Annotated in this window: 20 protein-coding genes, 1 pseudogene and 1 CRISPR repeat array; of the genes and pseudogenes, 17 read left to right on the top strand and 4 right to left on the bottom strand. The window is 68.4% G+C overall.

All coding sequences use genetic code 11. From position 1 onward, the window contains the following. Positions 1-17: 17 nt before the first annotated feature. The 15 genes from cas6 (at position 18) to F8M74_RS01115 (ending at position 18,086) form a co-directional block, all read left to right on the top strand. Entirely contained in the window at positions 18-629 is a 612-nt protein-coding gene (gene cas6, locus F8M74_RS01185; protein WP_141257442.1) for a type I-MYXAN CRISPR-associated protein Cas6/Cmx6, read from the top strand. Then, positions 626-2,866, top strand: a complete 2,241-nt coding sequence (gene cas3 / locus F8M74_RS01180; protein ID WP_141257441.1) for a CRISPR-associated helicase Cas3' — start codon at positions 626-628, stop codon at positions 2,864-2,866. The genes cas6 and cas3 overlap by 4 nt, the downstream gene beginning before the upstream one ends. Continuing rightward, positions 2,863-4,476 (top strand): type I-MYXAN CRISPR-associated Cas8a1/Cmx1, encoded by a 1,614-nt coding sequence (gene cas8a1, locus F8M74_RS01175; protein WP_228559608.1) that lies wholly within the window; start codon positions 2,863-2,865, stop codon positions 4,474-4,476. The genes cas3 and cas8a1 overlap by 4 nt, the downstream gene beginning before the upstream one ends. A 31-nt stretch (positions 4,477-4,507) precedes the next feature. Then, positions 4,508-5,416 carry a type I-B CRISPR-associated protein Cas7/Cst2/DevR gene (cas7i, locus tag F8M74_RS01170; RefSeq protein ID WP_141257439.1) on the top strand — a complete coding sequence of 303 codons (909 nt, stop codon included), beginning with the start codon at positions 4,508-4,510 and terminating at the stop codon, positions 5,414-5,416. Beyond that, positions 5,413-6,057: a type I-MYXAN CRISPR-associated protein Cas5/Cmx5/DevS gene (gene cas5, locus F8M74_RS01165; RefSeq protein ID WP_141257438.1), complete on the top strand. Its 645-nt coding sequence runs from the start codon at positions 5,413-5,415 to the stop codon at positions 6,055-6,057. Before cas7i ends, cas5 begins: the two co-directional genes overlap by 4 nt. Positions 6,058-6,102: 45 nt before the next feature. Then, positions 6,103-7,764 (top strand): type I-MYXAN CRISPR-associated endonuclease Cas1, encoded by a 1,662-nt coding sequence (gene cas1, locus F8M74_RS01160; protein ID WP_141607754.1) that lies wholly within the window; start codon positions 6,103-6,105, stop codon positions 7,762-7,764. 3 nt (positions 7,765-7,767) lie between these two features. Next, positions 7,768-8,061, top strand: coding sequence for a CRISPR-associated endonuclease Cas2 (cas2, locus tag F8M74_RS01155; protein ID WP_140869763.1), 294 nt, complete (start codon positions 7,768-7,770; stop codon positions 8,059-8,061). 250 nt (positions 8,062-8,311) lie between these two features. Next, a CRISPR array of direct repeats spans positions 8,312-11,576; the repeat unit is 36 nt; unit sequence GTCCCGCTCGCCGTGATGCCGAAAGGCGTTGAGCAC. 289 nt (positions 11,577-11,865) lie between these two features. Next, complete coding sequence (locus F8M74_RS01150) at positions 11,866-12,330, top strand: DUF4150 domain-containing protein (RefSeq protein ID WP_141254903.1); 465 nt, start codon at positions 11,866-11,868, stop codon at positions 12,328-12,330. A gap of 3 nt (positions 12,331-12,333) precedes the next feature. Next, positions 12,334-12,843, top strand: a complete 510-nt coding sequence (locus F8M74_RS01145) for a DUF6484 domain-containing protein (protein WP_141254902.1) — start codon at positions 12,334-12,336, stop codon at positions 12,841-12,843. Between the two features lie 87 nt (positions 12,844-12,930). Next, the gene (locus F8M74_RS01140) at positions 12,931-13,818 is read left to right on the top strand and encodes an AHH domain-containing protein (RefSeq protein WP_141254901.1); all 888 of its coding nucleotides are present in this window, start codon (positions 12,931-12,933) and stop codon (positions 13,816-13,818) included. 11 nt (positions 13,819-13,829) lie between these two features. Further along, entirely contained in the window at positions 13,830-14,429 is a 600-nt protein-coding gene (locus tag F8M74_RS37670) for a DUF1629 domain-containing protein (RefSeq protein ID WP_228559606.1), read from the top strand. After that, on the top strand, positions 14,426-15,763 hold the full coding sequence (locus F8M74_RS01130; RefSeq protein WP_141254900.1) for a TIGR02270 family protein: 1,338 nt from the start codon (positions 14,426-14,428) through the stop codon (positions 15,761-15,763). The genes F8M74_RS37670 and F8M74_RS01130 overlap by 4 nt, the downstream gene beginning before the upstream one ends. Next, positions 15,760-16,887 (top strand): hypothetical protein, encoded by a 1,128-nt coding sequence (locus F8M74_RS01125; RefSeq protein ID WP_141254899.1) that lies wholly within the window; start codon positions 15,760-15,762, stop codon positions 16,885-16,887. The genes F8M74_RS01130 and F8M74_RS01125 overlap by 4 nt, the downstream gene beginning before the upstream one ends. Positions 16,888-16,920: 33 nt before the next feature. Then, positions 16,921-17,688, top strand: coding sequence for an Imm49 family immunity protein (locus F8M74_RS01120; protein ID WP_141254898.1), 768 nt, complete (start codon positions 16,921-16,923; stop codon positions 17,686-17,688). A 239-nt stretch (positions 17,689-17,927) separates the two neighbouring features. Continuing rightward, positions 17,928-18,086 carry a hypothetical protein gene (locus tag F8M74_RS01115; protein ID WP_228559604.1) on the top strand — a complete coding sequence of 53 codons (159 nt, stop codon included), beginning with the start codon at positions 17,928-17,930 and terminating at the stop codon, positions 18,084-18,086. A gap of 224 nt (positions 18,087-18,310) precedes the next feature. On the opposite strand, the gene F8M74_RS01110 is transcribed toward F8M74_RS01115, so the two are convergent. The 4 genes and pseudogenes from F8M74_RS01110 to F8M74_RS01100 form a co-directional block, all read right to left on the bottom strand. After that, on the bottom strand, positions 18,311-18,769 hold the full coding sequence (locus F8M74_RS01110; RefSeq protein WP_228559602.1) for a hypothetical protein: 459 nt from the start codon (positions 18,767-18,769) through the stop codon (positions 18,311-18,313). Between the two features lie 331 nt (positions 18,770-19,100). Further along, a complete protein-coding gene (locus F8M74_RS37665) occupies positions 19,101-19,232 on the bottom strand; it encodes a DbpA RNA binding domain-containing protein (RefSeq protein WP_228559600.1) in 132 nt (43 codons plus the stop codon). A 74-nt stretch (positions 19,233-19,306) separates the two neighbouring features. Then, positions 19,307-19,405: pseudogene (locus F8M74_RS38515) on the bottom strand (hypothetical protein); the annotation flags it as partial. A gap of 140 nt (positions 19,406-19,545) precedes the next feature. Continuing rightward, entirely contained in the window at positions 19,546-20,202 is a 657-nt protein-coding gene (locus F8M74_RS01100; RefSeq protein ID WP_141254897.1) for an SDR family oxidoreductase, read from the bottom strand. Between the two features lie 223 nt (positions 20,203-20,425). On the opposite strand from F8M74_RS01100, the gene F8M74_RS01095 reads away from it, so the two are divergent. Both F8M74_RS01095 and F8M74_RS01090 read left to right on the top strand, forming a co-directional pair. Further along, the gene (locus F8M74_RS01095; RefSeq protein WP_141254896.1) at positions 20,426-20,968 is read left to right on the top strand and encodes a DUF2378 family protein; all 543 of its coding nucleotides are present in this window, start codon (positions 20,426-20,428) and stop codon (positions 20,966-20,968) included. 36 nt (positions 20,969-21,004) lie between these two features. Further along, a complete protein-coding gene (locus F8M74_RS01090; protein WP_141254895.1) occupies positions 21,005-21,673 on the top strand; it encodes an exopolysaccharide biosynthesis protein in 669 nt (222 codons plus the stop codon). Positions 21,674-21,729 lie beyond the last annotated feature (56 nt).

The following is a 21,729-nucleotide window of genomic DNA, read 5'->3' as shown; positions in this document are numbered from 1 at the left end:
CCGGAAAGGTCCCTCACATGCCTGCCATTGACCTGCTGTTCCCCGTGCAAGGCGGTCCGGTGCCGCTCGACCACGCCTATCTCCTGTTCTCCGCGCTCTCCCTCCACATTCCCGCACTGCATGAACGCACGGACATGGGCGTGTTCTCGCTCCGAGGCGCGAGCAACACGCGGGAGTTGCTCTACCTGGGGCGAGGCACGATGCGCCTGCGGTGCCCAATCGAAGCCGTGGCCACGCTGCTGCCGCTCGTGAGCGCGCCGCTGGAGGTCGCGGGGAGACGCCTGTCCCTGGGCGCGCCCTCGCTCCATGCGCTAGAGCCCGTGCCCTCGCTGTCCGCGCGGCTGGTCACCTTCAAGCACGCGATGGATGAGTCCTCGTTCATCGTGGCTGTCTCCCGGGCACTGGAGGCGCTTGGTGTCCAGGCCACGGCGAAGGTGGGGCGCCGGCGCATCGTGCGCATCGCTGGCAAGAAGGTCGTGGGCTTCGCGCTCGAACTCCATGGCTTGTCGGCTGAGCACTCGCTGCGCGTGCAGGAGCAGGGACTGGGAGGCCGCCGTCACATGGGATGTGGCCTCTTCCTCCCGCCCGGCCGGGCGGCGCGTGTCCAGTCCCATGGGAAGGCCGCGTGAAGCGGCTGCTGGCCAAGAGCACGGCCACGCCCGACAGACCCGAGGGCGAGGCCACGCTGCTGGGACACACCGCCCTGGTGCTGTCGGCCGCACGTCGGCTCCTGGAGCACCGTGGGCGCGCGTCGCTCCTGGCCGCGGGCCTGGACCCGGCGTTGGAGCCCCGGCTGCGGCGCATCGTCCTGCTGGCCGCCGCGCTTCATGACCTGGGCAAGTGCAGCGAGCACTTCCAATCCATGCTGCGCCGCCAGCGCGACGCGCCGCAGCTTGTCCGCCACGAAGCGCTCTCGCTGTGGCTCTGCTGGCCAGGGCAGCCGCTCTCCGCATGGCTCCTGCGGGACGTGAGCGAGCTGGACCTGTGCCTGGCGCTGGTCTGCGTGGCCGCACACCACCGCAAGTTCCAGACAGAGGCCTTCGCGCCCGACGGCACCGGAGCGGGGCTGTCGCTGGAGTTGCGGGTCCAGCATGAAGACTTCGCCCGGACGCTGGGGCGCATCGCCGAGGAGCTGGCGCTGTCCGCTCCGCCACTGTTCACCGCGCCCATCGTGCTTCGTGCCACGCGGAAGGAGCACCCGCGCGACCCGCTCCAGTCGTGGCAGGACGACTTCGAGCGGACCGTGCCCGCCGGCTCCGTGGACGCGCGGCTCCTGGCAGTGTGCAAGGCGTTGGTGCTCGCGGCGGACGTCGCGGGCTCGGCGCTTCCCCGGAGCGGGGAGAAGCAGGACTGGGTGGATCGTCAGCTCACGGCGCCCCATCCCGCCGAGGCCCTGCACGCCGTGGTCGAGCGCCGCCTCGCGGGACGCACACCGCGACCGTTTCAGGAGGAGGTGGCTCACAGTGCCGCGCCGCTGACCCTGGTCCGTGCCGGCTGTGGCAGCGGCAAGACGGCCGCTGCGTACCTCTGGGCCGCCAGACAGCACCCCGGCCGTCCGCTGTGGCTCACGTATCCCACGATGGGCACGGCGACGGAGGGCTTCCGGCACTACATCCACGGCGCGGACGTGGATGCCCGGTTGCAGCACTCTCGCGCGGAGGTGGACTTCGACATCTTCGGACTCCGCGACGGCGCTGCGCCGGGGACGGGCTCCCGCGACCAGGACCGGCTCGACGCGCTCCGCTCCTGGGGCGTGGACGCGATGAGCTGCACGGCCGACACGGTGCTCGGGCTCGTCCAGAGTCAGCGGCAGGGGCTCTATGCCTGGCCCGCGCTCTGCGCCGCCTGCGTCGTCTTCGACGAAGTCCACGCCTACGACGACCGGCTCTTCGGCTGCCTGCTGCGCTTCCTGGAAGCCCTGCCGGGAATCCCCGCGTTGCTGATGACCGCCAGCCTGCCCGCTACGCGGCTCGCCGCGTTGCGCGGCGTGTGCGCGCGCGTTCATGGCCGGAGCCTCGCGGAAGTCGAAGGATCGGAGGACCTGGAGACACTGCCGCGCTACCAGCGGCTGGATGTCGCGGAGCCGTGGTCCCTAGTGGCGGAGTGTCTGCGGGACCACGGCAAGGTGCTGTGGGTCAGCAACACGGTAGAGCGCTGCATGCGGACCGCCGAGGCCGGCACGTCGCACGGCGCGCGCGCGCTGCTGTACCACAGCCGCTTTCGTTACGAGGACCGCGTCCATCGCCATGGTGACGTCATCGGGGCCTTCGCCACCGAGGGCCGAGCGGCGTTCGCGTCGACGACGCAGGTCGCGGAGATGAGCCTGGACCTGTCAGCGGACCTGCTCGTCACGGACCTGGCGCCCATCCCGGCGCTCATCCAGCGCTTGGGGCGGCTCAACCGCCGCAGCACTCCGGAGCGGCCCGTCCCCGTGCGGCCGTTCGTGGTGCTCCCCTTCGATGGGCCGCCCTACGCCGCGCCGGACCTGCGCGACGCGCGCGCATGGTTGGAGCGGCTGGGAACGGGGCCGCTGAGCCAGCGGGACCTGGTGAACGCATGGGTGACGCCCGGGATGGCGGATGCGCCGCGGCGGCAGTCCAGCACCTGGCTGGATGGACGCTTCGACACCTGGCCCGCTCCGTGCCGCGACGGAAGCCCCAGCCTCACGGTCCTCCTGGAGGAGGACGTCCGCGCCGTCCTGGACGGAGCGGTGAGCGCTCACCAGGTCACCCTGCCCATGAACCTGCCACCCGAGTCCTTCAAGTGGCGTGAATGGCCCCGTGCGGGCCGGCTGCCATACCCCATCCCTCCAGCGAACGCGCTGGACTACGACGGCCTGCGAGGTGCGCGATGGCGAAAGCCGTGAGCCCACGGAAGAAGGACTTGCCCGCTCCGCTCTCCATCCGGTTGTACGCACCGGGGATGACGCCGCTGCTGCGCGCGGGCGCGGGCGGGTTGGCGGCATCGCTCCGCGCCATCCTCGGGAGCGCTTCACCCGCCGCGCCGTGGCCCTCTCCGGTGCGGCTGGGGCCCGGGATGGCGACGGTGGAGCGGGAAGCCATCCACCTGGACTGGGGCGGCGAGGCACCGGCGGCCACGCTCCGAGCGCTGTTCGGCGCGTCATTCCAGGTGAAGCAGGGCTTCATCGACCTGCCGGGCACGCGTTCGCCCGGAGCGCCGGAGCCACCGCCCGAGCTGGCCGCCGCGCTCCACGACGCGCTCAAGGTGACGTTCCTCCAGCATGGCAAGTCGACGCAGGGAGGAGCGCGAAGGCGCGTCACCTTCGAGGTGGACGCGCAGCCCGTTATCGTCGAGTCCCAGGGCTACGACTCATTCGTCCACCAGACGGCCTGGCAGAGCGTGCTCGAGGCGTTGGAGGCGGGGGCGACGTCGTTGGCGAGCTGGGCCTATCCGGGCGCCGCGGAGCGGCACATCGGTGTGCGCGTCACCAAGGTGGAGTACACGGCGGCGGAGGCGCTCTGCGCGTGCTTCGCGCTGGTGGGGTGTGTCTCCTACAAGCTGCCGCAGCTCCGGGGCGGGGCCTTCGTGGCGCTGGCGCCCACGAACCTGGTCCGCTTCGCGGAGCTGCGCCCTGGGCTGACACCCAAGCGGCTGCGTGACGTTGCGGTGGCGGGGGCGTCGGACGCGGTGCTCGCGGCTCAGTTGGTGATGGCGCAGGAGGCGGGGAAGAAGCGGCTGGGGGACGTGCTGGGGACCACCGAGGCCGTGGCGCTGCGGCAGATGCCGTGGAACGCGCAGCAGAAGATTCGCGGCGCGGTGGTGCGGCAGGACGCCGTGCGCGAGGAGGTCCTGGACCGCTACGAGGCCGCCGCCGCCGCCCTGCCGCACACGCTGCGAGTCCGCAAGCCGGAGGGCAAGGCGAAGGGCGAGGCGAGCTACTTCATCGCGACCAGCGCGCTGCGCGCCTTCATCACGGAGAACCTCGCGGCTTCACGCCCCTGGTACGCGGGCTTCGCCACCGCGACGACGGCGGAGGGCCGCTTCATTCACGACTATCGCGACCGGGACAACCTGGGCGCGCTGCTGTGGCACGAAAGGAAGGGACTCATCGCCATGCATCCGTACCTGGGAGAGGCCGAGCAGTGGCTCGTTCAGAGCGTTCACCTCGCGCTCCGGAGCCGGTTCAAGAGCATCTATGCGGACACGAAGGAGAGCGCCCCGGCCACGCGCTCCAACCGGCTCAAGGGTGAGCGTGAGCGTTTGCGGCTGAGCTTCGCGGGGGCCAAGACGCCGGAGCAGGTGCGCGCGGCGCTCGCGGACCTGTGGAGCCGCGCGGGCACCAACCGTGAGCTCCAGGAGCATTGGCGGGACATCCTCCCGCTGCTGGGGCCCGAGCGGTGGCGCGCGGCCCGCGACCTCGCGCTGGTGGCGCTGGCCAGCTACCAGGGCAAGGGGGGCGAGGCCGCGGAACTTGAGGACGCGGACGAGGCCGCTGGCGCGTCCGAGCAGTCTTGAGCAGCTCCACACACCTTCCCGGAGTCCATTCATGAGCCTTCACGTCTTCGCCGCTTTCGTCACGCCGCTGGGAACCGCCGCCAACAACCGGGGCCTCACCGAGGGAAACATCACCAGCCTCCAGAAGCTGGTGTGGAACGGACAGGTCCACACCACCGTCTCCGCCGAGTCCATCCGCTTCGCCTTGCGGCGGCGCTTGAATGAGCAGGAGCCGTGCAACCGCACCTATGACGACGCGTCACGCGCCAACGAGTGGAAGGACGCCGCCTTCAGCGCCTGGTCGGGGAAGTCGAAGGAGAAGACCTACATCGATGATGACCTGCTGGGCTTCATGTCCGCGGAGGGGGCGAAGCAGGAGAAGGAGAAGGGCACGGCGAAGGTCCGCCGCGCGGTGCTGGAGGTGTCTCGGGCGGTGAGCCTCACGCCGTGGTCCGGGGACGTCACCTTCAACGCCGCGAGCCCTGGGGCCACGCCCTCCGCGCAGAAGAAGGGCAGCAACCCCGTGCCCTACGGGACGGAGATGCACGCGACGCGCTATCAGTACGGCGTGGCGCTGACGCCGGAGGCGCTGCGAGTGCCGGCCCGGGCCGTGACGGCGCTGAACCAGCTCTGCGCGCTGGGGCCCGTCGCGGGCAACCACGGCCGCTTCCTCTTCGACTTCAGTCCGGAGTCGGTCGTCTTCCGGCTCACCCAGGAGGCCGCGCCGCGCATCCTGTATGCCTTCGAGCCGTCCTCCCGCGCGGGGGGCGTGGAGCTCGCCGCGCTGCTGCGAAAGGTGAAGAGCGGCGACGTCCCCGCGAAGGAGTTGGTGTTGGGCGGGCAGGTGGTGGAGGGGCTGGGCGTGGAGGATCGCGAGGTGCTCTCGGGCGCGGAGCTTCACTCGGGCGTGGTCGCCGCCTGCCGCGCGGCGTGCAAGCGGCTGGAGGTGAGGAAGAAGTGATCGCGCTCGAACTGTCCGTGCCCGTGGCGTGCTGGCGCAAGGGCCGGGCGCGCGAGCTGGTGGAGACCGAGGTCCTGCCGCCGCCCGCGACGTGCTACGGCGCGTTGCTCTCGCTCGTTGGTGAGCAGGACCGGGAGCGGCACCGGGGCTGCCGCGTGACGGCGGGGTTGTTGAACGCGCCTGTCATCAGCACGGTGCTTCGCACCTTCTGGCGGTCGAAGAACCTGAAGGTCGCGAAGGGAAATGACGAGAACGCCGCGCCGGACCAGCAACAGCTCGTCATCGATGCGCGCCTGGTGGTCTGGTGCGACAGCCGGGAGGAGCCGGACTCGGGTGAATCGCTGGAGGACCGCGTCGTCCGGGCGATACGTGAGCCCGGCTCCGTGACGCGGGCCGGGGCGTGGTCGCTCGGGGAGTCCACGCACCTCATCAATGACGCGCGTCTGCTCCCGGAGGGGCGGCCACCCGCGGGCTGTCGGGCCTTCCTGACAGCGTCCACCGGTGCCCTCACCCTGCCGGTCTGGGTGGACCATGTGGGCACTCGTGGCACTCGCTACGAGGTGGGGCGGCTCGAAGAGGTCTTGGCTGCTCCCGAGCTCCAACGGCTTCCGCGCATCCCGCTCGCGGAGGGCGCTGGATAGTTGTCTGTCGTTGTCACGCGGTACCGGGGCGGGGGGCCCCAAGGCATGAACGCATCATCCACGAGTCCGAAGCCTGTCGTCGGCGAGCCGTCCATCCGTACGCACGCGCTGCACGCGCTGGCGTACTGCGAGCGGCTCTTCTACCTGGAGGAAGTGGAGGAGTTGCGCGTGGCGGACGCCGCCGTGTTCGCGGGACGGCGGCTGCACATCCAGCTCCAGGAGGAGGGCGAGCGCGTCGAGCTGGAGCTGGCGAGTGAGGCATTGGGCCTGCACGGAAGGGTGGACGCAGTGAGGACGCGGGAGGGGACGCTGGTCGTCTACGAGCACAAGCGCGGACGCCATGCGCCTGGAAGCGACGCGCCGGAGGCGTGGCCAAGTGACCGGCTCCAGGCGGGGGCCTACGCGCTCCTGGTGGAGGAGCGCTTCCCGGGGGCGCCCGTGGAGTGCCGGGTCCGTTACCACCAGACGGACACGACGGTGCGCTTCCCGCTGGATGAGGCGCTGCGGGGCGACGTGGCGGCGGCCGTGACGCGGGCCCGGTTGCTGCGTGCGTCTCGGGAGCGGCCGCCCGTGACACCGGAGGAGCGCAAGTGCGCGAAGTGCTCGCTGGCGCCCGTGTGCCTGCCGGAGGAGGAGCGGCAGCGAGCTGGGGAGGAGCGGCCCCGGCTCTTCCCGGAGGACGACGTGCGGCAGGTGCTGCACGTCGCGACGCCTGGAGCGCGGGTGGGGCGGGCGGCGGAGGAGTTGGTGGTGACGCCTCCGGAAGGGGAGGGTGCGCCGTCGAGGCAGCCAGGGCGCATGGTGTCGGCGCTCATCGCGCACGGGGCGGTGCAGGTGAGTGCGCAGGCGCTGGCGTACTGCGTGGAGAACGACATCGGCGTGCACTGGTTCACGTCCGGGGGGCGCTACCTGGGGGGATTGGGCGGTGGGGCGGGCAACATCCACCGGCGGCTGCGGCAGTTCGAGGCGCTACGGCAGGCGTCCGTGTGTCTGGGGCTCGCCCGCCGCCTGGTGGCGGCGAAGCTGGAGGGGCAGCTCCGCTTCCTGCTTCGCGCCTCGCGCGGTGATTCGGAGTCGCGTCAGGTGCTGGCCTCGGCGGTGCGGGACCTCCGGGCGTTGCTGCCGAAATGCGAGGAGGCGCCGTCGCTGGAGGTGCTCCTGGGGTTGGAGGGCGCGGGCGCGGCGCGGTACTTCGGAGCACTGCCGTACCTTCAAGGCGAGGACGTGGACGCGCGGCTGCGCTTCGACGGGCGCAACCGGCGGCCTCCGAGGGACCGGTTCAACGCGGTGCTCGGCTTCCTATATGGGTTGGTCCACCGGGAGGTGGAGGCGGCCATCCGGGCGGTGGGACTGGACGTGGCGTTTGGCTTCTACCACCAGCCCCGGGGCACGGCGGGGCCGTTGGGGCTGGATGTGATGGAGCTGTTCCGAGTGCCGCTGGCGGACATGCCGCTGGTGGCCTCGGTGAACCGGCGGGCGTGGGACGCGGACGCGGACTTCGAGGTGACGTCCGAGCACGTCTGGCTCAGCAAGGCGGGGCGGGCGAAGGCCATCGAGCTGTACGAGCGGCGCAAGCGGGAGACGTGGAAGCACAACGTGCTGGGGTACTCGCTCAGCTACGCGCGGCTGGTGGAGCTGGAGGTGCGGCTGCTGGAGAAGGAGTGGACCGGCAAGCCGGGGCTGTTCGCGACGTTCCGCTTGAGGTGAGCCATGGCCGAGCCGAGGCGTTGGTATCTGATTACCTATGACATCCGCGACCCGCGGCGGTGGCGGAAGGTGTATGCCCTGCTGAAGGGATATGGGGAGTGGTTGCAGCTCTCGGTGTTCCGTTGCTCGCTGACGGACCGGGACCGGGAGAAGCTGCGCTGGGAGCTGTCGCGGCGGATGGATGCCGTGGATACGTTGTTAGTGATTGGGCTGTGTGGCGGGTGCGTGGAGCGCGTGCGCGCCATCAACGCGAAGGAGGACTGGCCGGAGGAGCCCGCACCGTTCAAGGTGCTGTGAAGCAGGCGACAATCAAGCACCTCGCCGTGGCGGAGACCCGCAGCGGCGAAAACGGCGGATTCCTTTGTGATTTCATAGGGTTGGGGCTCTTTGACAGGTGAATAGGTGCATGATCGATGAAAAGCCGAGTGGTTTCATAGGGTTGGTGATTCTGGGTAGGGCCTGGGACGGCCAACCTGCGTGAAGGAGGGGGAGGTGCTTGAAAAGGGGTTTGTAAGGTGCTGGAATTGCTGGGAGATTCAGGCGGGCAGTCCCGCTCGCCGTGATGCCGAAAGGCGTTGAGCACTCGTGGGTGTCGCCGTGGCGCATGGCCGCATACAAGTCCCGCTCGCCGTGATGCCGAAAGGCGTTGAGCACACGCTTCCGGGTATTTCGACCTCGAAGGCTCCCACAGTCCCGCTCGCCGTGATGCCGAAAGGCGTTGAGCACGACAGCGCCTGCCCGTCCTTGCCCGCCACCTCGTGGTCCCGCTCGCCGTGATGCCGAAAGGCGTTGAGCACTACTTCTCAATCGCTTCAACCAGTTCCTCCCCATGTCCCGCTCGCCGTGATGCCGAAAGGCGTTGAGCACATATGGAGAAGCTTTTCTCGAAATTTTTCCGGGCTCGTCCCGCTCGCCGTGATGCCGAAAGGCGTTGAGCACTTACGGCCTGCGCTGGGCGCATGGTGGCCAGCGAATGGTCCCGCTCGCCGTGATGCCGAAAGGCGTTGAGCACCGGTCATCGGTCGTGTCGTAGCCGGTCAGGCGCTGTCCCGCTCGCCGTGATGCCGAAAGGCGTTGAGCACAGCCCGCTCTTCTCGTGCATCGCGAGGGCCCCAGGGTCCCGCTCGCCGTGATGCCGAAAGGCGTTGAGCACTTGTGGGCCATGGTGAGTTTCCTTTGGGGTTGGGTGTCCCGCTCGCCGTGATGCCGAAAGGCGTTGAGCACTCGAGTTCCGCCGACGCCTTGCCGTAGGCGACATGTCCCGCTCGCCGTGATGCCGAAAGGCGTTGAGCACAACTCCACCGACTTCGAGGGCCAACCCGACTGGCTGTCCCGCTCGCCGTGATGCCGAAAGGCGTTGAGCACCAGCAAGCTTTGCAGTGCGGAGAAATGCCGGCGGGAATAGTCCCGCTCGCCGTGATGCCGAAAGGCGTTGAGCACGCCTGACCCGGCTCAGCCGTACGGGCCGTTCCCGGGTCCCGCTCGCCGTGATGCCGAAAGGCGTTGAGCACACTAAGCGCAAGCCGGGCAGCAATAGACCGACTATCGTCCCGCTCGCCGTGATGCCGAAAGGCGTTGAGCACTAGAGGCTGAAGCGGTTGCGCTCGCCCGCGTTGAGTCCCGCTCGCCGTGATGCCGAAAGGCGTTGAGCACGCACGAGTCCTCGGACGGAACAGCGCAGGCGCCTACGTCCCGCTCGCCGTGATGCCGAAAGGCGTTGAGCACTCTCCCCTCGCCGCAAGGCAGGGGCGGTCCTCAAGTCCCGCTCGCCGTGATGCCGAAAGGCGTTGAGCACGAGGGATTGCGACACGTTGCCCGTCCTGGGTCCAGGTCCCGCTCGCCGTGATGCCGAAAGGCGTTGAGCACAGGATCGCGTAGAGCACAGCCACCATCTCCTCCCGGTCCCGCTCGCCGTGATGCCGAAAGGCGTTGAGCACTGTCCTGGCGGAATGACTGCATGAACAACCCCATTCCGGTCCCGCTCGCCGTGATGCCGAAAGGCGTTGAGCACTCCTGTTCAACGTCGCCCGTCGCCATCACGCCTCCTAGGGTCCCGCTCGCCGTGATGCCGAAAGGCGTTGAGCACGCAACTGGCGCGGACTGGCGTAGAAGGAGTCCAGGTCCCGCTCGCCGTGATGCCGAAAGGCGTTGAGCACCCGAGCAGAACCCCGGGTAGTTGGCCTCTACGACACGTCCCGCTCGCCGTGATGCCGAAAGGCGTTGAGCACTCGGAGCGCTGGCCGAAGTAGATGGTGACGTTGAAGGTCCCGCTCGCCGTGATGCCGAAAGGCGTTGAGCACGTCCCGCCAGCACGGGGCGATTGTCACCACCTCGGACGGTCCCGCTCGCCGTGATGCCGAAAGGCGTTGAGCACCGTCGGCTGCGCAGAGGGGCTGTGATGGCGGCAGTCAGTCCCGCTCGCCGTGATGCCGAAAGGCGTTGAGCACCCGGAATAACTCAGCGCCTTGAGTACACTTGGGTGGTCCGCGTCCCGCTCGCCGTGATGCCGAAAGGCGTTGAGCACTCCTCCGTCACCAGGGACAGCGCCTCCAGCGACACCTGTCCCGCTCGCCGTGATGCCGAAAGGCGTTGAGCACCCCTAGCAGGTACCACGACGCACTGACACCCCATGGCGTCCCGCTCGCCGTGATGCCGAAAGGCGTTGAGCACTCCCCCATAGGCTTCAGGGAAACGGTCACGAAATTGGTCCCGCTCGCCGTGATGCCGAAAGGCGTTGAGCACTTCCTGGACCCCGCTGGCGCCGCCGAGGTCAACGTCCCGCTCGCCGTGATGCCGAAAGGCGTTGAGCACAAGGTAGTCACGGCTGCGTCGAGCAGCTTGGCGAGTGTCCCGCTCGCCGTGATGCCGAAAGGCGTTGAGCACGTGATGCGCCGACGCAGCGCCTCTTCTTCACAAGTCCCGCTCGCCGTGATGCCGAAAGGCGTTGAGCACTCCTTCCGCAGGCGCACCAGACGTTGCAGCGGCGTCCCGCTCGCCGTGATGCCGAAAGGCGTTGAGCACATGCTGTCGAGTCGCGACAGATCTCCGGCGCCGATGGTACGTCCCGCTCGCCGTGATGCCGAAAGGCGTTGAGCACTCGTCCCGTTGCACGAGATCCGCGACGAGGAGAAGTCCCGCTCGCCGTGATGCCGAAAGGCGTTGAGCACCTGACGCCCCTCCAGTCGAAGAAGGGAACGAGCGTGGTCCCGCTCGCCGTGATGCCGAAAGGCGTTGAGCACACGTCGGCCACCTCCCCAAATGCGTCAGCCGTCGTCTGTCCCGCTCGCCGTGATGCCGAAAGGCGTTGAGCACGCGGCAAATCCTCGCGGACGTGGCGCTGGAGATTCGTCCCGCTCGCCGTGATGCCGAAAGGCGTTGAGCACAGCGGTGAGTGCGCCTGCGTCGTGCCGTCCTCCAGGGTCCCGCTCGCCGTGATGCCGAAAGGCGTTGAGCACGCCCGGAACCGACGCGAGCGCCGCCAGGCACAGCAGTCCCGCTCGCCGTGATGCCGAAAGGCGTTGAGCACCCGGCCTGGGCGGCCTGCACGCGACCCCCAAGGGCAGTCCCGCTCGCTGTGATGCCGAAAGGCGTTGAGCACGTGACGCCGTCCGCCGCCCAACCCTCCAGTCCGCAGTGTCCCGCTCGCCGTGATGCCGAAAGGCGTTGAGCACAACCGCTCGCTCTTGGTCATCTGGGTCATGGTGACCGTCTTGCTCTCCGTGATGCCGAAAGGCGTTGAGCACTCCTTCCGGCAGTCGCAGTTCCAAGGCTTCATAATCCCGCTCGCCGTGATGCCGAAAGGCGTTCAACGCGTTGGGGGCGCGTCTGGGCGTTTGCACTGGCCCCTCGGAAGGGTGACCGCGTGACGGGGCCTCCAGCCGTTCCTGAGCGGCGCTGGGGCCACAGCCCCATTACCGGAGTCCCCGGAACGAACACCCACAAAGTGCGCAATCCCTAGTTGGTCGGAGCGGTGCTTGGGGGTAATTGACTGTGTTTGTGTCAACATACGCGCAGGCTTGGTAGGATTGTTGATGTTGCGCAGAGGTCTTGTTGCTTGCCGCGAGTCGCCAATGGAATTTCAAAAGAGATAGGCTTTCGCCCATGGCCAATGCCGTTGGCGTGAACAAGATGTCCGTTGTCACCAAGGACTCCAATGGTGTCACCGTCGCCTTCCCGGACGTGTGCAAGACGCCAAGCCCCGCCGGGCCGATTCCCATTCCCTATCCCAACATCGCCAGGTCCTCGGATACCGACCAGGGCACCAAGAAGGTCTCCGTGGGGGGCAACCCGGTGTGCGTGAAGGACTCCAGCTTCAAGATGAGCACCGGAGACGAGGCTGGCACCGCGGGCGGCGGCGTGGTTTCTGGCAAGACGAAGGGCAAGGCCGAGTTCGTCAACTACTCCTTCGATGTGCAGTTCGAGGGAAAGAACGTGGCGCGCGCCTTCGACCTCATGCTGCACAACGACAAGAACACGCCTCCGGCGCCGCTGCTGCAGCCGCCCGTCGTCGGGCTCGGCAAGCGGCCCGAGGAACTCCCCTGCGATACCTGTGGGAAGGAGCTCTAGACCATGGACGCGTCCCATCGCAGCGGCAAACCCCGCGCGGCCTTCTCCGAAGAGCTCATCCTCGCGCCGCGAGTGGGGTGGGTGGCCGGGGCGAGCGCGAACGGGGTGCTGCTGGTGGACTTCGAGGGCAACCGTCGCGGTCCGCTCCCTGTGCGCACCACGGTGGAGCTGGCGCCGGACGCCATTCGGCGCGCTTCGGTGGAGCGGCAGGGAGCGCTCCTGCTCTTCGAGGAGGGAAACCCCGCCCTGCCTGTCCTCGTCGGGCTCGTTCAGCGCAACAGCCCCGCGCCGCTCACGGAGGCCCTCCTTGAGTCACTGGACGCCGGTCCACGGGAAGCCGAGGTGGATGGCAAGCAGGTGAGCCTCGAGGCGCGGGAAGAAGTCACGCTGAAGTGTGGGAAGGCGAGCCTCACCCTGCGTCGCAACGGAGACGTCATCCTGCGCGGCGTCAACATCCGGACCGAGGCGGAGCAGGTGCAGCGCATCAAGGGCGGGAAGGTCCAGATCAACTGAGCAGGTGCCCAGGATGCCGCTGACGCAGGCAATGGGCCGCGGCACCCGAATACGGCTCCGGGCGTCGCAGCCCTCTTGGAGGCAGCCATGGGGAAGACGTCGCAGACCACGGCGAAGAAGATCTCGGTCAAGGAGGTTCCCCTCAAGAAGAAGATCATCAAGAAGAAGGCCGATGGAGGGACGGCGGGCAAGAAGGGCGCGGCAGAGAAGAAGCCGAAGCCTCCGCCTTCACCCCACTCCTGGGAGGGCTCCTACCTCGCGGATGACCACGAGCATGGTTGCGTCAACCGGCACATCAGTGACTACCGCACGAGCAACCCGTGCAGCCACCGCCACCAGGCGCGGCTGAAGGCGCAGCAGACCCCGGCGAAGTACACGTGGCCGGCGGATGCCGCCAGGCAACCCGACACCGCTGGGGCGTGGGACATCACCGTCGACGGAAACTTCGAGACCAGCGCGCGCATGCCCTTCTCCCATGAAGCGCATCACATCGTGGCCAACGCGGAGTTCAAGGCCGCGGTGATTGACGCGGGCGCGGGCATTGAACCCAAGGGGAGGGTGCCGCTGATTGTCCGCTCGGGGCTGATGCGGGAGGGCTACAACCTCAACAATCAGCTCAACATGATCATCCTGCCGATGGTGAAGTACGCCGCGGTGGCGCTGGGCCTGCCGCTACACCGCAGGACCCCCATCCACTTCCACCACGCGCTCTACAGCGAGTACATCAAGAGGGAGTTGATGAAGCTCTTCGCTTGGGTCAAGAAGGCCGCTGCCGACCACGCGGTTCCGGACTACGCGACCACGCGGGAGGCGGTGGAGTTGCTGTCGACGGATGTCCACCCGCAGATCGTCGCGGCTGGTGAGGCGATGAAGGCCGGCGACATGGCGGGAGAGGCGCTGGAGGACATCCCTCATGATTTCCTCGGAAAGAGTCGGGGCAAGAACGTGGGCATGCTGGATGGCCCACCTCCCTGAGGACTGACCGAATGATGCGATTCCGCCTTCTCGACACAATGGGCAACGCCAACGACCGGGACCTCTGCTTCCTCAGCCGGTTCGTCGAGGGTATCGAGGGTAAGTCCTATGCCACGAACCTCGGCGAGCGGTTGCGCCCCTTCTATCCGAAGGATGCCCGCATCCCGATGAGCCCGGAGCACCCGGGCATCAAGCTGTCGGCACTGATTGGCAATGGGCGGGGCATGCTGATTGCCTCCTCCGCGCTCAAGGAGGCCATCCAGAAGCACTGCACAAACGAGATCGAGTACCTCCCGTTCACGCTTTACGACCACCGCAATCGCCCCTACAGCGGCGACTACTTCATCATCAATCCGATTGGCACCGTCGACTGCCTTGACCTCGAGGCGAGCGATATCTCGTGGAGCACGAAGGCCCCGAAGAAGATCCTCCGCATTCGCAAGTACGTCCTGGACCGCGCGAAGATGCAGAACGCGCCCCAGCTCTTCCGGGTGGACGGGGACCCATCCGAGTATGTCATTGGCCGGGAGTTGGCGCGGGAACTGTACGACCGCAAGCTCACCAACATCCTCTGGATGGAGCTGCGCTTCAGCGACGAGCCGAAGACATGAGCGAGGCCCTCTCTCCATCCTTTCCTCGCGCCGTGACGCGCCGCCCGCCGCTGCTGTGGGATGTGCTCGCGGAGCACCTGGAGGAAGCCAGCTTCCTCTGGACGCAGCGGGAACGGGCGATGGACTCCCCGGATGATACCCTGCTCGAAGTCGAGGCGGGCGACGAGGCCCGGTTGCGAGCTCATCTGGACGGGCTCCGGGTGGGCGGACCGCCAGTCGCGCTCCGGATACTGCGGCCCGCGCTGGAGAGCGAGGAGCCCGGAGGCGTGGCCTCCGCCGCCTTCGTGCTGCTCGCGTCCGGCGAGCAGGCGCTGGTGCTGGAGCGATGGGGGGAAGACGCGGAGCGGCGCCCCTGGCTGCGGCATGCGCTGGCGCTGTGCGAGCGCCAGGAACTGGACGCCGCGCTGCTCGACCTGCTGCCGCGTCTGGTGCCGACGCTCCAGGCCGAACTGCTCGACCTCCTCGCCTTCCGGCAAGTCGACGCGGGCTCGCTCCTGGAGCGCCTGGTCCTCGCGGACACGGAGCCGGTGCTCCTCGCGGCCGCCTTCCGCGCCGCGCGGGTGACGAAGCCGCCGGTGCTGGCGACCTGGCTTCGCAAGGGGATGGAGGACGCCCGGCCCCTGGTGCGCGATGCCGCCATCGAAACAGGGCTGCTCCGGGGCCTGCGCGCGGCCTGGCAGTCCTGCCAGCGGCTCGCGACAGAGGGGGCGGAGCCCCGCCTGGCGATGCTCGCGCTGGCGGCCGGAGGGGCTCCCGCCGACGTGGAGAAGCTGGTTCGGGCGTTGGACAGGTCCGAGCTGCGCGCGGAGGCCCTGTGGGCGCTCGGCTTCAGTGGCCGGTTGGCGGCGGCGGACGCGGCCCTGGCCGTGCTGAAGGAGCAGACGCCGGAGGTGGCGTGGCTGGCCCTGCGGACCTTCTCCGTCATCACCGGTCTGTCCACGGAGGGCCTCTTCATGCGCGGGGATGACGAGGACGACGTGGCGCCGCCTTCTGGCGCCGTGTCCTCCAGCCTGCCGCCCCCCGAGCACCGTCCTGGCCGGGTCCAGGTGGCCGAGGTGGAGCGGTGGTGGGCCCGGGCTCGTAAGCGCTTCGAACCGGAGGGCCGCTACCGGGATGGCGTGCCGTGGACACCCGAGGCCCTGCTCCAGGCCCTCCACCTGGCGCCGATGCGCCACCGTCCGGCGCTGGCCTTCGAGCTGGCCGTCAGGAGCCGGGGGGGCTGCCAGGTGGAGACCCGAGGCTGGTGCGGACACCAGCGCGCGCGGCTCCGGGCCGCCGGGGCGCTGTCGCTGGAGCGGCTCACGCGCGGCTTCGACGCGTGGATGAACGCATGAGCGCCCCCCGCGAGCCCCACCCGCGAGACGTGCTCGGGGTCATCACCGCCATCGGAGCCGTGACATCGGTGGGACGTGATGCCGCCTCGGCGTGCGCCGCCATCCGGGCAGGCATCTCTCGCCCTCGAAGGGTGAGTCACTTCCAGGTGCTGGAGCCGGAGACCCAGGACACCCTTCCGCTCACCGCACACCCCGTCCAGGGCTATACGGACGGCTTTGCGGGAATGGGGCGATGGCTGCGCCTGGCGCGAGGTTGCCTCCGTGAAGTGTTGGAGACGCCCGGACTTCCTCGCCCCTCCGACGCGAGGTTCTGGAGCAGCACGGCCCTGATGATGGTCGCCCCCTCCCGTGATGATGGGGTGTTCGAGGTGGAGGGGGACGATGGCCTGGATGGCATCCGCGAGCACTGCCTCCGCCCGCTCCGCGACGCGCTGGGGCTGTCCCTCCCCGACGCGAATGTGCGGGTGGTGGACCAGGGCCCCGCGGGAGCGGCGGTGGCGGTCCAGCAGGCCTCGGGCGAGCTGTGGCGGGCCGGCTTCGAGCGGATCCTCGTGCTCGCGGTCGACTCGCTGCTGGACCCCGAGGCGCTGCGGGTGCTCGACGAGGAGGGCCGCCTGAAGGTGGGCGACAATCCGGTGGGCCTGATGCCCGGAGAGGCTGGCGCGTGCTTCCTGTTGGAGCAGGAGGGAGGGGCGCGCCAGCGCGGCGCCGCGCCCCTGGCCCTGGTGACGGGCGTGGCCACTGCCCAGGAGCGCCTTCACTTGTACGCGGGCCACGTCAGTCAGGGAGATGGGCTCACGGCCTGCATCCGCGAGGTGCTCGCGCGAGGCCCGCGCCCGGCTCGCTTCGAGGGGGACCTCTACTCCGACTTGAACGGCGAGGAGTGGCGCGCGCGGGAGTGGGGGACCGCGCTCATCCGCTTGGGGGAGGAGCTGGCCGCGCCGAACGTTCATCTCCCCTGCGTCTCGGTAGGGGATGTCGGCGCCGCGAGCGGAGCGCTGGGGGTCTGCCAGGCGGTCCACGCCTTCGTCCGGGGACATTCCCGGACGGGGCAGGCCCTGGTCGTCTCCAGCTCCCCCTGGGGCATCGTGGGCTGTCTGCGTCTCCACTCCGCGGGGGCCTGAAACCCGCCCTCATTCCCGCTTCCAGGTGCGCCCATGGCCTCCCGCTTCCTGCCCGCCGTCATCGAAAACGCCCTGCACCAGAACCGGGCCCTGCGACGGGTGCTCGTCCGTGGGGCGGGACGCTCGCGGCACATCCTGACGTTCTGTGACAACTTCCGTGTCGCGGGCATTGGCTCGCTCTTCCTGACGGGCACCTCGGAGCCCTTTCTCCATCACCTCCATCGGAGCGGCCGGGCCTTCGCCCACTACCTGCGCAACGCGGGGAACGCCGACGTGCGACTGAGCCTCTCGCGGCCCTTCTTCGACGCGGTCGGCGTAGGGGACTTCGACGGCGCGGCGCTGATTGCGCGGCACGCGCGGCGGGCCTGGGCCCAGGGCGAGGAGTACGAGGAGGACTTCCTCTTCATCGAGTTCCTCATCCAGCATGGCGTGCTGGGGGCCCCGGTGGCCGCCTGTGAGGACCTCCTTGCCCGCTATGAGCGCGCGCTGAGAGGCTCCGAGGACCTCCGGCTCGACGTGTGCCGGGCACTGCTTCAAGCAGACTCGGACGCCTTCAATCAGGCGCTCGCGTTGTTCCTTTCGGACAGGAAGGACAGGCTGGAGGCGCAGGCGGAGACCACCCCCTTCCCCGAGGAGTTTCTCGCCACCGAGTGGAACTTCTCCCTCGAAGGTCTGGTGCTGGCGCGGCTGGCCGAGCGCAACGGGCTGGAGACCGAGGAGGATTATCTCCACATCCCGTCACTCACACGAACGCTGGACCGGACGCGGCCGGGTGAAGACTCGTGGATGGATGTCGACTGAGGTTCATGCTGGCCCCGGCCTCCGGCGAGGGGGTTCCCCAGGAGAGGAGGCACGAGGATGTGCGGGCCCTCTTCCTGGGCGCTATCTCGCCGCGGACGACGGGCAAGGAGCCGCGGGTCCTAACGCAGAGCTCCGCCGAGTGCTTCCTTCAGTTCTCTCTGGAACGCCGGAAACCGTGAAGTGCGTGTGCGCAGGGCAACGGCGTCTTCGGAGGCCTTCTGCCGCGGATTGCCTCGGCGGTGACGGTGGCCACGGGCAACATCTACGCGGGGCTCATCTACCCGATCGCCGTCGACCTCACGACCTTCGTCGTCGGCAGCCTGTACCTCAAGGAAACGAAGAACGTGCGCATCTGGGACGAGCAGGAGGAAGCGCGCAAGTCCGGCGAGGCGCGCTGAGCGCCCCCGCCACGGCCTTGAGGCCGGACGTGACACGAGAACGGGGCCGGAAGCCGCTGAGCGTTCAGCGGTCTCCGACCCCATTGCTTTCAGCCCTGGAAGGAGTGCTCGGTGGTAGGCCAACGAACTCCGTCCAGCGTGATGGGATGAGCGGAGAAGTTGGTTTCCTCCATACACTTAGTTGAAATGGAGTTCCTTACATGACCTCGCAGGGAGCCCAGGTTTCACTGGTAGTCGGCCCACTGCCTGTCATTCGGCGACGAGTTGGTCGAGCGCGTGAACGTCGCGGTCTTCCCCACCGCGTCCGCATAGCCGATGGTCCGGTCCAGCGTGCAGAGAAGCGCGTCGTTTCCGTCCACCTTGAGGCCTTGGCAGGTCATCAGGTCGCCGAGCTTCAACGAGCTGCCACTGACCCTCCAGGTGCCGGTGCGTTTGAACATGCGGGAGAGAGGAATCTCGGCGGTGTAGCCATTTGAACGCACGGTCCCCGCGCCCTCGGCGTAGTAGAGGATGAAGCTCTTGTCCTGCTTCAGAAAGGCGGTCGCGGCGAACAGGTTGATGCCATCCCGCTGGGCGGGGAACGCAACCGCGCCACCCGGGGCGCCAGCGTATTTCTCATAGGCGAACTGTGCGTAGTACTCGCTCGCGGGCCTGCCGTTCACCGTCGTTTCCGTGACAGGCACCTCCTCTCCATTTCCATCTCCATCTCCATCTCCGTTCGGATTGGACGGCTCCGAGTCACCTCCACAAGCAACGAGAAGGGCCCCGAGGGAGAGTCCAGCAAGCGCGCACGGCCAACGCATGAACGACGTATTCACAGGATGAATCCTTTGATGCGAGGGTTTGCTCTCGCGAGCTGCGGCCCTGAACTCGCGGCCCCAACAGCGCGAAAATTCCGACGAGCACCCGCGAGCGCCGTCGGCCCCCGTGGGACCGCGCATACGGCGAGTTAATTCACGCGAAACACACCACTTGGAAGATTTCACACTTTGAGAATGTGACAGGGAGAGGCGACTACCGCACGCGCTCGATGCGGTGCTTGCGCCCCTTGATGCGCCCCTCGCTCAATCGCGGAAGGGCCATCTTCGCGACGCGCTTGGAGACCGCGACGAAGGCGTGGCGGTCGTGGATATCGATCTTGCCCACGTCCGACGCGGCCAGCCCACGCGCCTCGTCCGGCCGATGCGATGAACGTACGCCTCGGGGTGTTGGGGCAACTCGTAGTTCACCACCGAGTCCAGCGCCTCCACGTCGATGTCCCGGCCCGCCACGTCCGTGGCCATCAGCACCCGCGTGCTGTGGTTGCCGAACTTCGCCATCACCCGGTCCCGGTCGAACTGCTCCAGGTCTCCAAGAACTGTCCGCCTCCTGCGGAGGCTGCGTCGCTCAGGACGGCTGGGGCACCTGGCGCTTCGGGTACCCCCTGAACGGATTCAAGCTCTCTGGCTTAGAAGATGGCTCAGGCGCCCGCGGCGGCGACCTCGGCCCAGAGCGTGTCGCCTTCCAACACCTGGTTCAGCGGCGCGCGTCGCTCGGAGACACGCAGCAGCACGGCGGCGAGCTGGTCCAGGTGGATGGGCCGCATGTTCCGCAGTGGCGGCAGGCGGGTGAGGGCGCGCAGCACGGGGTTGATGTGGTGGTACTCGCCCTCGAAGGCGGGCGGGCGCACCACGGTCCAGGGGATGCCGCTGTCGCGCACCAGTCGCTCCGCCTCCGCCTTGGCCTTGAGGTACGCGCCCACCGGCCGGCCCGCGCCCACGGAGCTGAGCAACACCAGGTGGTCCACACCCGCGCGCCTGGCGGCCTCCACCAACTGCCGCGTGGTGCCGATGTCGCTCGTCTCATACGTGTCGCCCGACCCGAAGCGCTTGCGCATGGTGCCAATCAACTGGAGCACCGTGGTGCAGCCGCGCATCATCTCCACCAGCGTCTCACCGTCAGACAGTTCCACCATGGCCTTGTGGGGCCAGGGGCGGACCAGGTCGCTGTCCGCGCTCTTCGGCCGCACGTGTGCGAGGACTGGCGGCGCACCGCGCGACAGCGCCTGTCGCATCAGCGTGCGGCCCGTGGCACCCGTGGCGCCAGCGACGAAGAGGTGACGAGAGGGCGTGTTCATGAGGGCGGACTCCGGTGGAGAGGGGCAGCGCGTCGTGCGGGCCCGAGCGATGACGCGGACCGTCGGCTCTTCATCACACTGCGTCGCGCGAGCCCAGCGCGGCGTGGCGCTCCGTGTCGAATGAGGCACACGCCGCGCCCCCATGCCGGGTGTTGAATAGCCATCGATAGACAGTCACCCGATGGGTTGAGGCCCTGTGCTCCAGGCGATACATTGCCGCGCCTTGGAAAATCCCGAACCCCTTGTATTCCAGCAGAGCTTCCAGGGACTGCTTCGCGCCCTGGGCGATGACCTGGATGACGCGTGTGTGGGCCGGCTGCGCGAGGTGGGCCTCGATGCGCGAGGCTCGCTGGCCCTGGCCTATCCCTTGAAAGTCTGGGTGGCCGCGCTGAAGGTCGCGGCGGCCACGCTGGCACCGGAGGCGCCGCTGGACGAGGCCGCCGCGGTGGTGGGGCGGCGCTTCGTGGAGGGCTTCAGCTCCACGCTCATCGGCAGCGCGCTGCTGGGCACCGTGCGGCTCCTGGGGCCGCAGCGCATGCTGGCGCGGATGACGCGCAACCTGCGCACGGGCACCAACTATCTGGAGACGCACATGGAGCAGTTGGGGCCCACCCGGTATGCGCTGACCTGCCGGCCCGTGGTGGTGGCGGGTTTCTACGTGGGGCTCTTCCTGGCGGGGCTGGAGGCCAGCGGGGCGAAACACCCCTCGGTCCAGATTGTCCGGAGGGAGGGCGAAGAGGCGGTGTACGACATCGCTTGGAGCTGAGCATTGACGGGGAGGGCGTGGTAGTGACGGCTTGAAATGTCGACGCCTTCGCCTACCCCCTCTTCGTCCACGGGTTTTTCGGACACCCAGGCCCAGCTCTCCGCCACCCTCCGCGCGCTGTCCGCGCGGCTGCCCGAATCCCTGACGGTGCGGGAGCTGATGCAGGCGTGTGGTGAGCAAGGCCTGCTGCTCTTCTGCTGCATCCTGACCTTCCCCTTCCTCCTGCCCGTGTCGATTCCGGGCGTGTCCACGGTGTTCGGCCTGCTCATCGTCCTCATCGGCGTGGGCGTGACGTTCAACCGGACGCCCTGGCTGCCCCGGAAGCTGCTGGACAAGCCGCTGCTGCGCACCAACCTGGCCCCGGCGTTGGACAAGGGCGCGGAGGTCTTCACCAAGTACGTGGACAAGATGAGCAAGCCGCGGCTGCTGGCGCTCACGCACGGTTCCAGCACCAACCGCTTCAACGGCTTCATGCTCTTCTTCGCGGGCGTGCTGCTGATGATGCCGTTCGGCCTGATTCCCTTCAGCAACACGTTGCCCGCACTGGCCGCGCTCTTCTTCGCCATCGGCATCCTGCAGCGCGACGGCTACTTCATCCTCATGGGGCATGGGATGACGGTGGGGTCGCTCACCTACTTCATCGTCATCATCTACGGCGCCGTGCAAGGGGGCCGCAGCCTGGCCAGTGTCTTCGGCGGGGGCTGAGCCCGCACCTGGGTAGTGGCTGACCTGCCGCCCGGGCTCGCCTTATTTGCCCGGTG

Origin of the sequence: Myxococcus sp. CA023 (assembly GCF_010998615.1) — a bacterium.
GTDB lineage: Bacteria > Myxococcota > Myxococcia > Myxococcales > Myxococcaceae > Myxococcus.
The sequence above is the reverse complement of the archived record's forward strand: the minus strand, read 5'-3'. Positions and strand labels throughout refer to the sequence as shown.

What these genes read in the sequence shown, in the direction of transcription:
- cas6 (WP_141257442.1), top strand. Translation starts at nt 18, where the DNA reads ATGCCTGCCATTGACCTGCTGTTCCCCGTGCAAGGCGGTCCGGTGCCG.
- cas7i (WP_141257439.1), top strand. Translation starts at nt 4,508, where the DNA reads ATGAGCCTTCACGTCTTCGCCGCTTTCGTCACGCCGCTGGGAACCGCC.
- cas1 (WP_141607754.1), top strand. Translation starts at nt 6,103, where the DNA reads ATGAACGCATCATCCACGAGTCCGAAGCCTGTCGTCGGCGAGCCGTCC.
- cas2 (WP_140869763.1), top strand. Translation starts at nt 7,768, where the DNA reads ATGGCCGAGCCGAGGCGTTGGTATCTGATTACCTATGACATCCGCGAC.
- F8M74_RS01150 (WP_141254903.1), top strand. Translation starts at nt 11,866, where the DNA reads ATGGCCAATGCCGTTGGCGTGAACAAGATGTCCGTTGTCACCAAGGAC.
- F8M74_RS01145 (WP_141254902.1), top strand. Translation starts at nt 12,334, where the DNA reads ATGGACGCGTCCCATCGCAGCGGCAAACCCCGCGCGGCCTTCTCCGAA.
- F8M74_RS01140 (WP_141254901.1), top strand. Translation starts at nt 12,931, where the DNA reads ATGGGGAAGACGTCGCAGACCACGGCGAAGAAGATCTCGGTCAAGGAG.
- F8M74_RS37670 (WP_228559606.1), top strand. Translation starts at nt 13,830, where the DNA reads ATGATGCGATTCCGCCTTCTCGACACAATGGGCAACGCCAACGACCGG.
- F8M74_RS01130 (WP_141254900.1), top strand. Translation starts at nt 14,426, where the DNA reads ATGAGCGAGGCCCTCTCTCCATCCTTTCCTCGCGCCGTGACGCGCCGC.
- F8M74_RS01125 (WP_141254899.1), top strand. Translation starts at nt 15,760, where the DNA reads ATGAGCGCCCCCCGCGAGCCCCACCCGCGAGACGTGCTCGGGGTCATC.
- F8M74_RS01120 (WP_141254898.1), top strand. Translation starts at nt 16,921, where the DNA reads ATGGCCTCCCGCTTCCTGCCCGCCGTCATCGAAAACGCCCTGCACCAG.
- F8M74_RS01100 (WP_141254897.1), bottom strand. Translation starts at nt 20,202, where the DNA reads ATGAACACGCCCTCTCGTCACCTCTTCGTCGCTGGCGCCACGGGTGCC.
- F8M74_RS01090 (WP_141254895.1), top strand. Translation starts at nt 21,005, where the DNA reads ATGTCGACGCCTTCGCCTACCCCCTCTTCGTCCACGGGTTTTTCGGAC.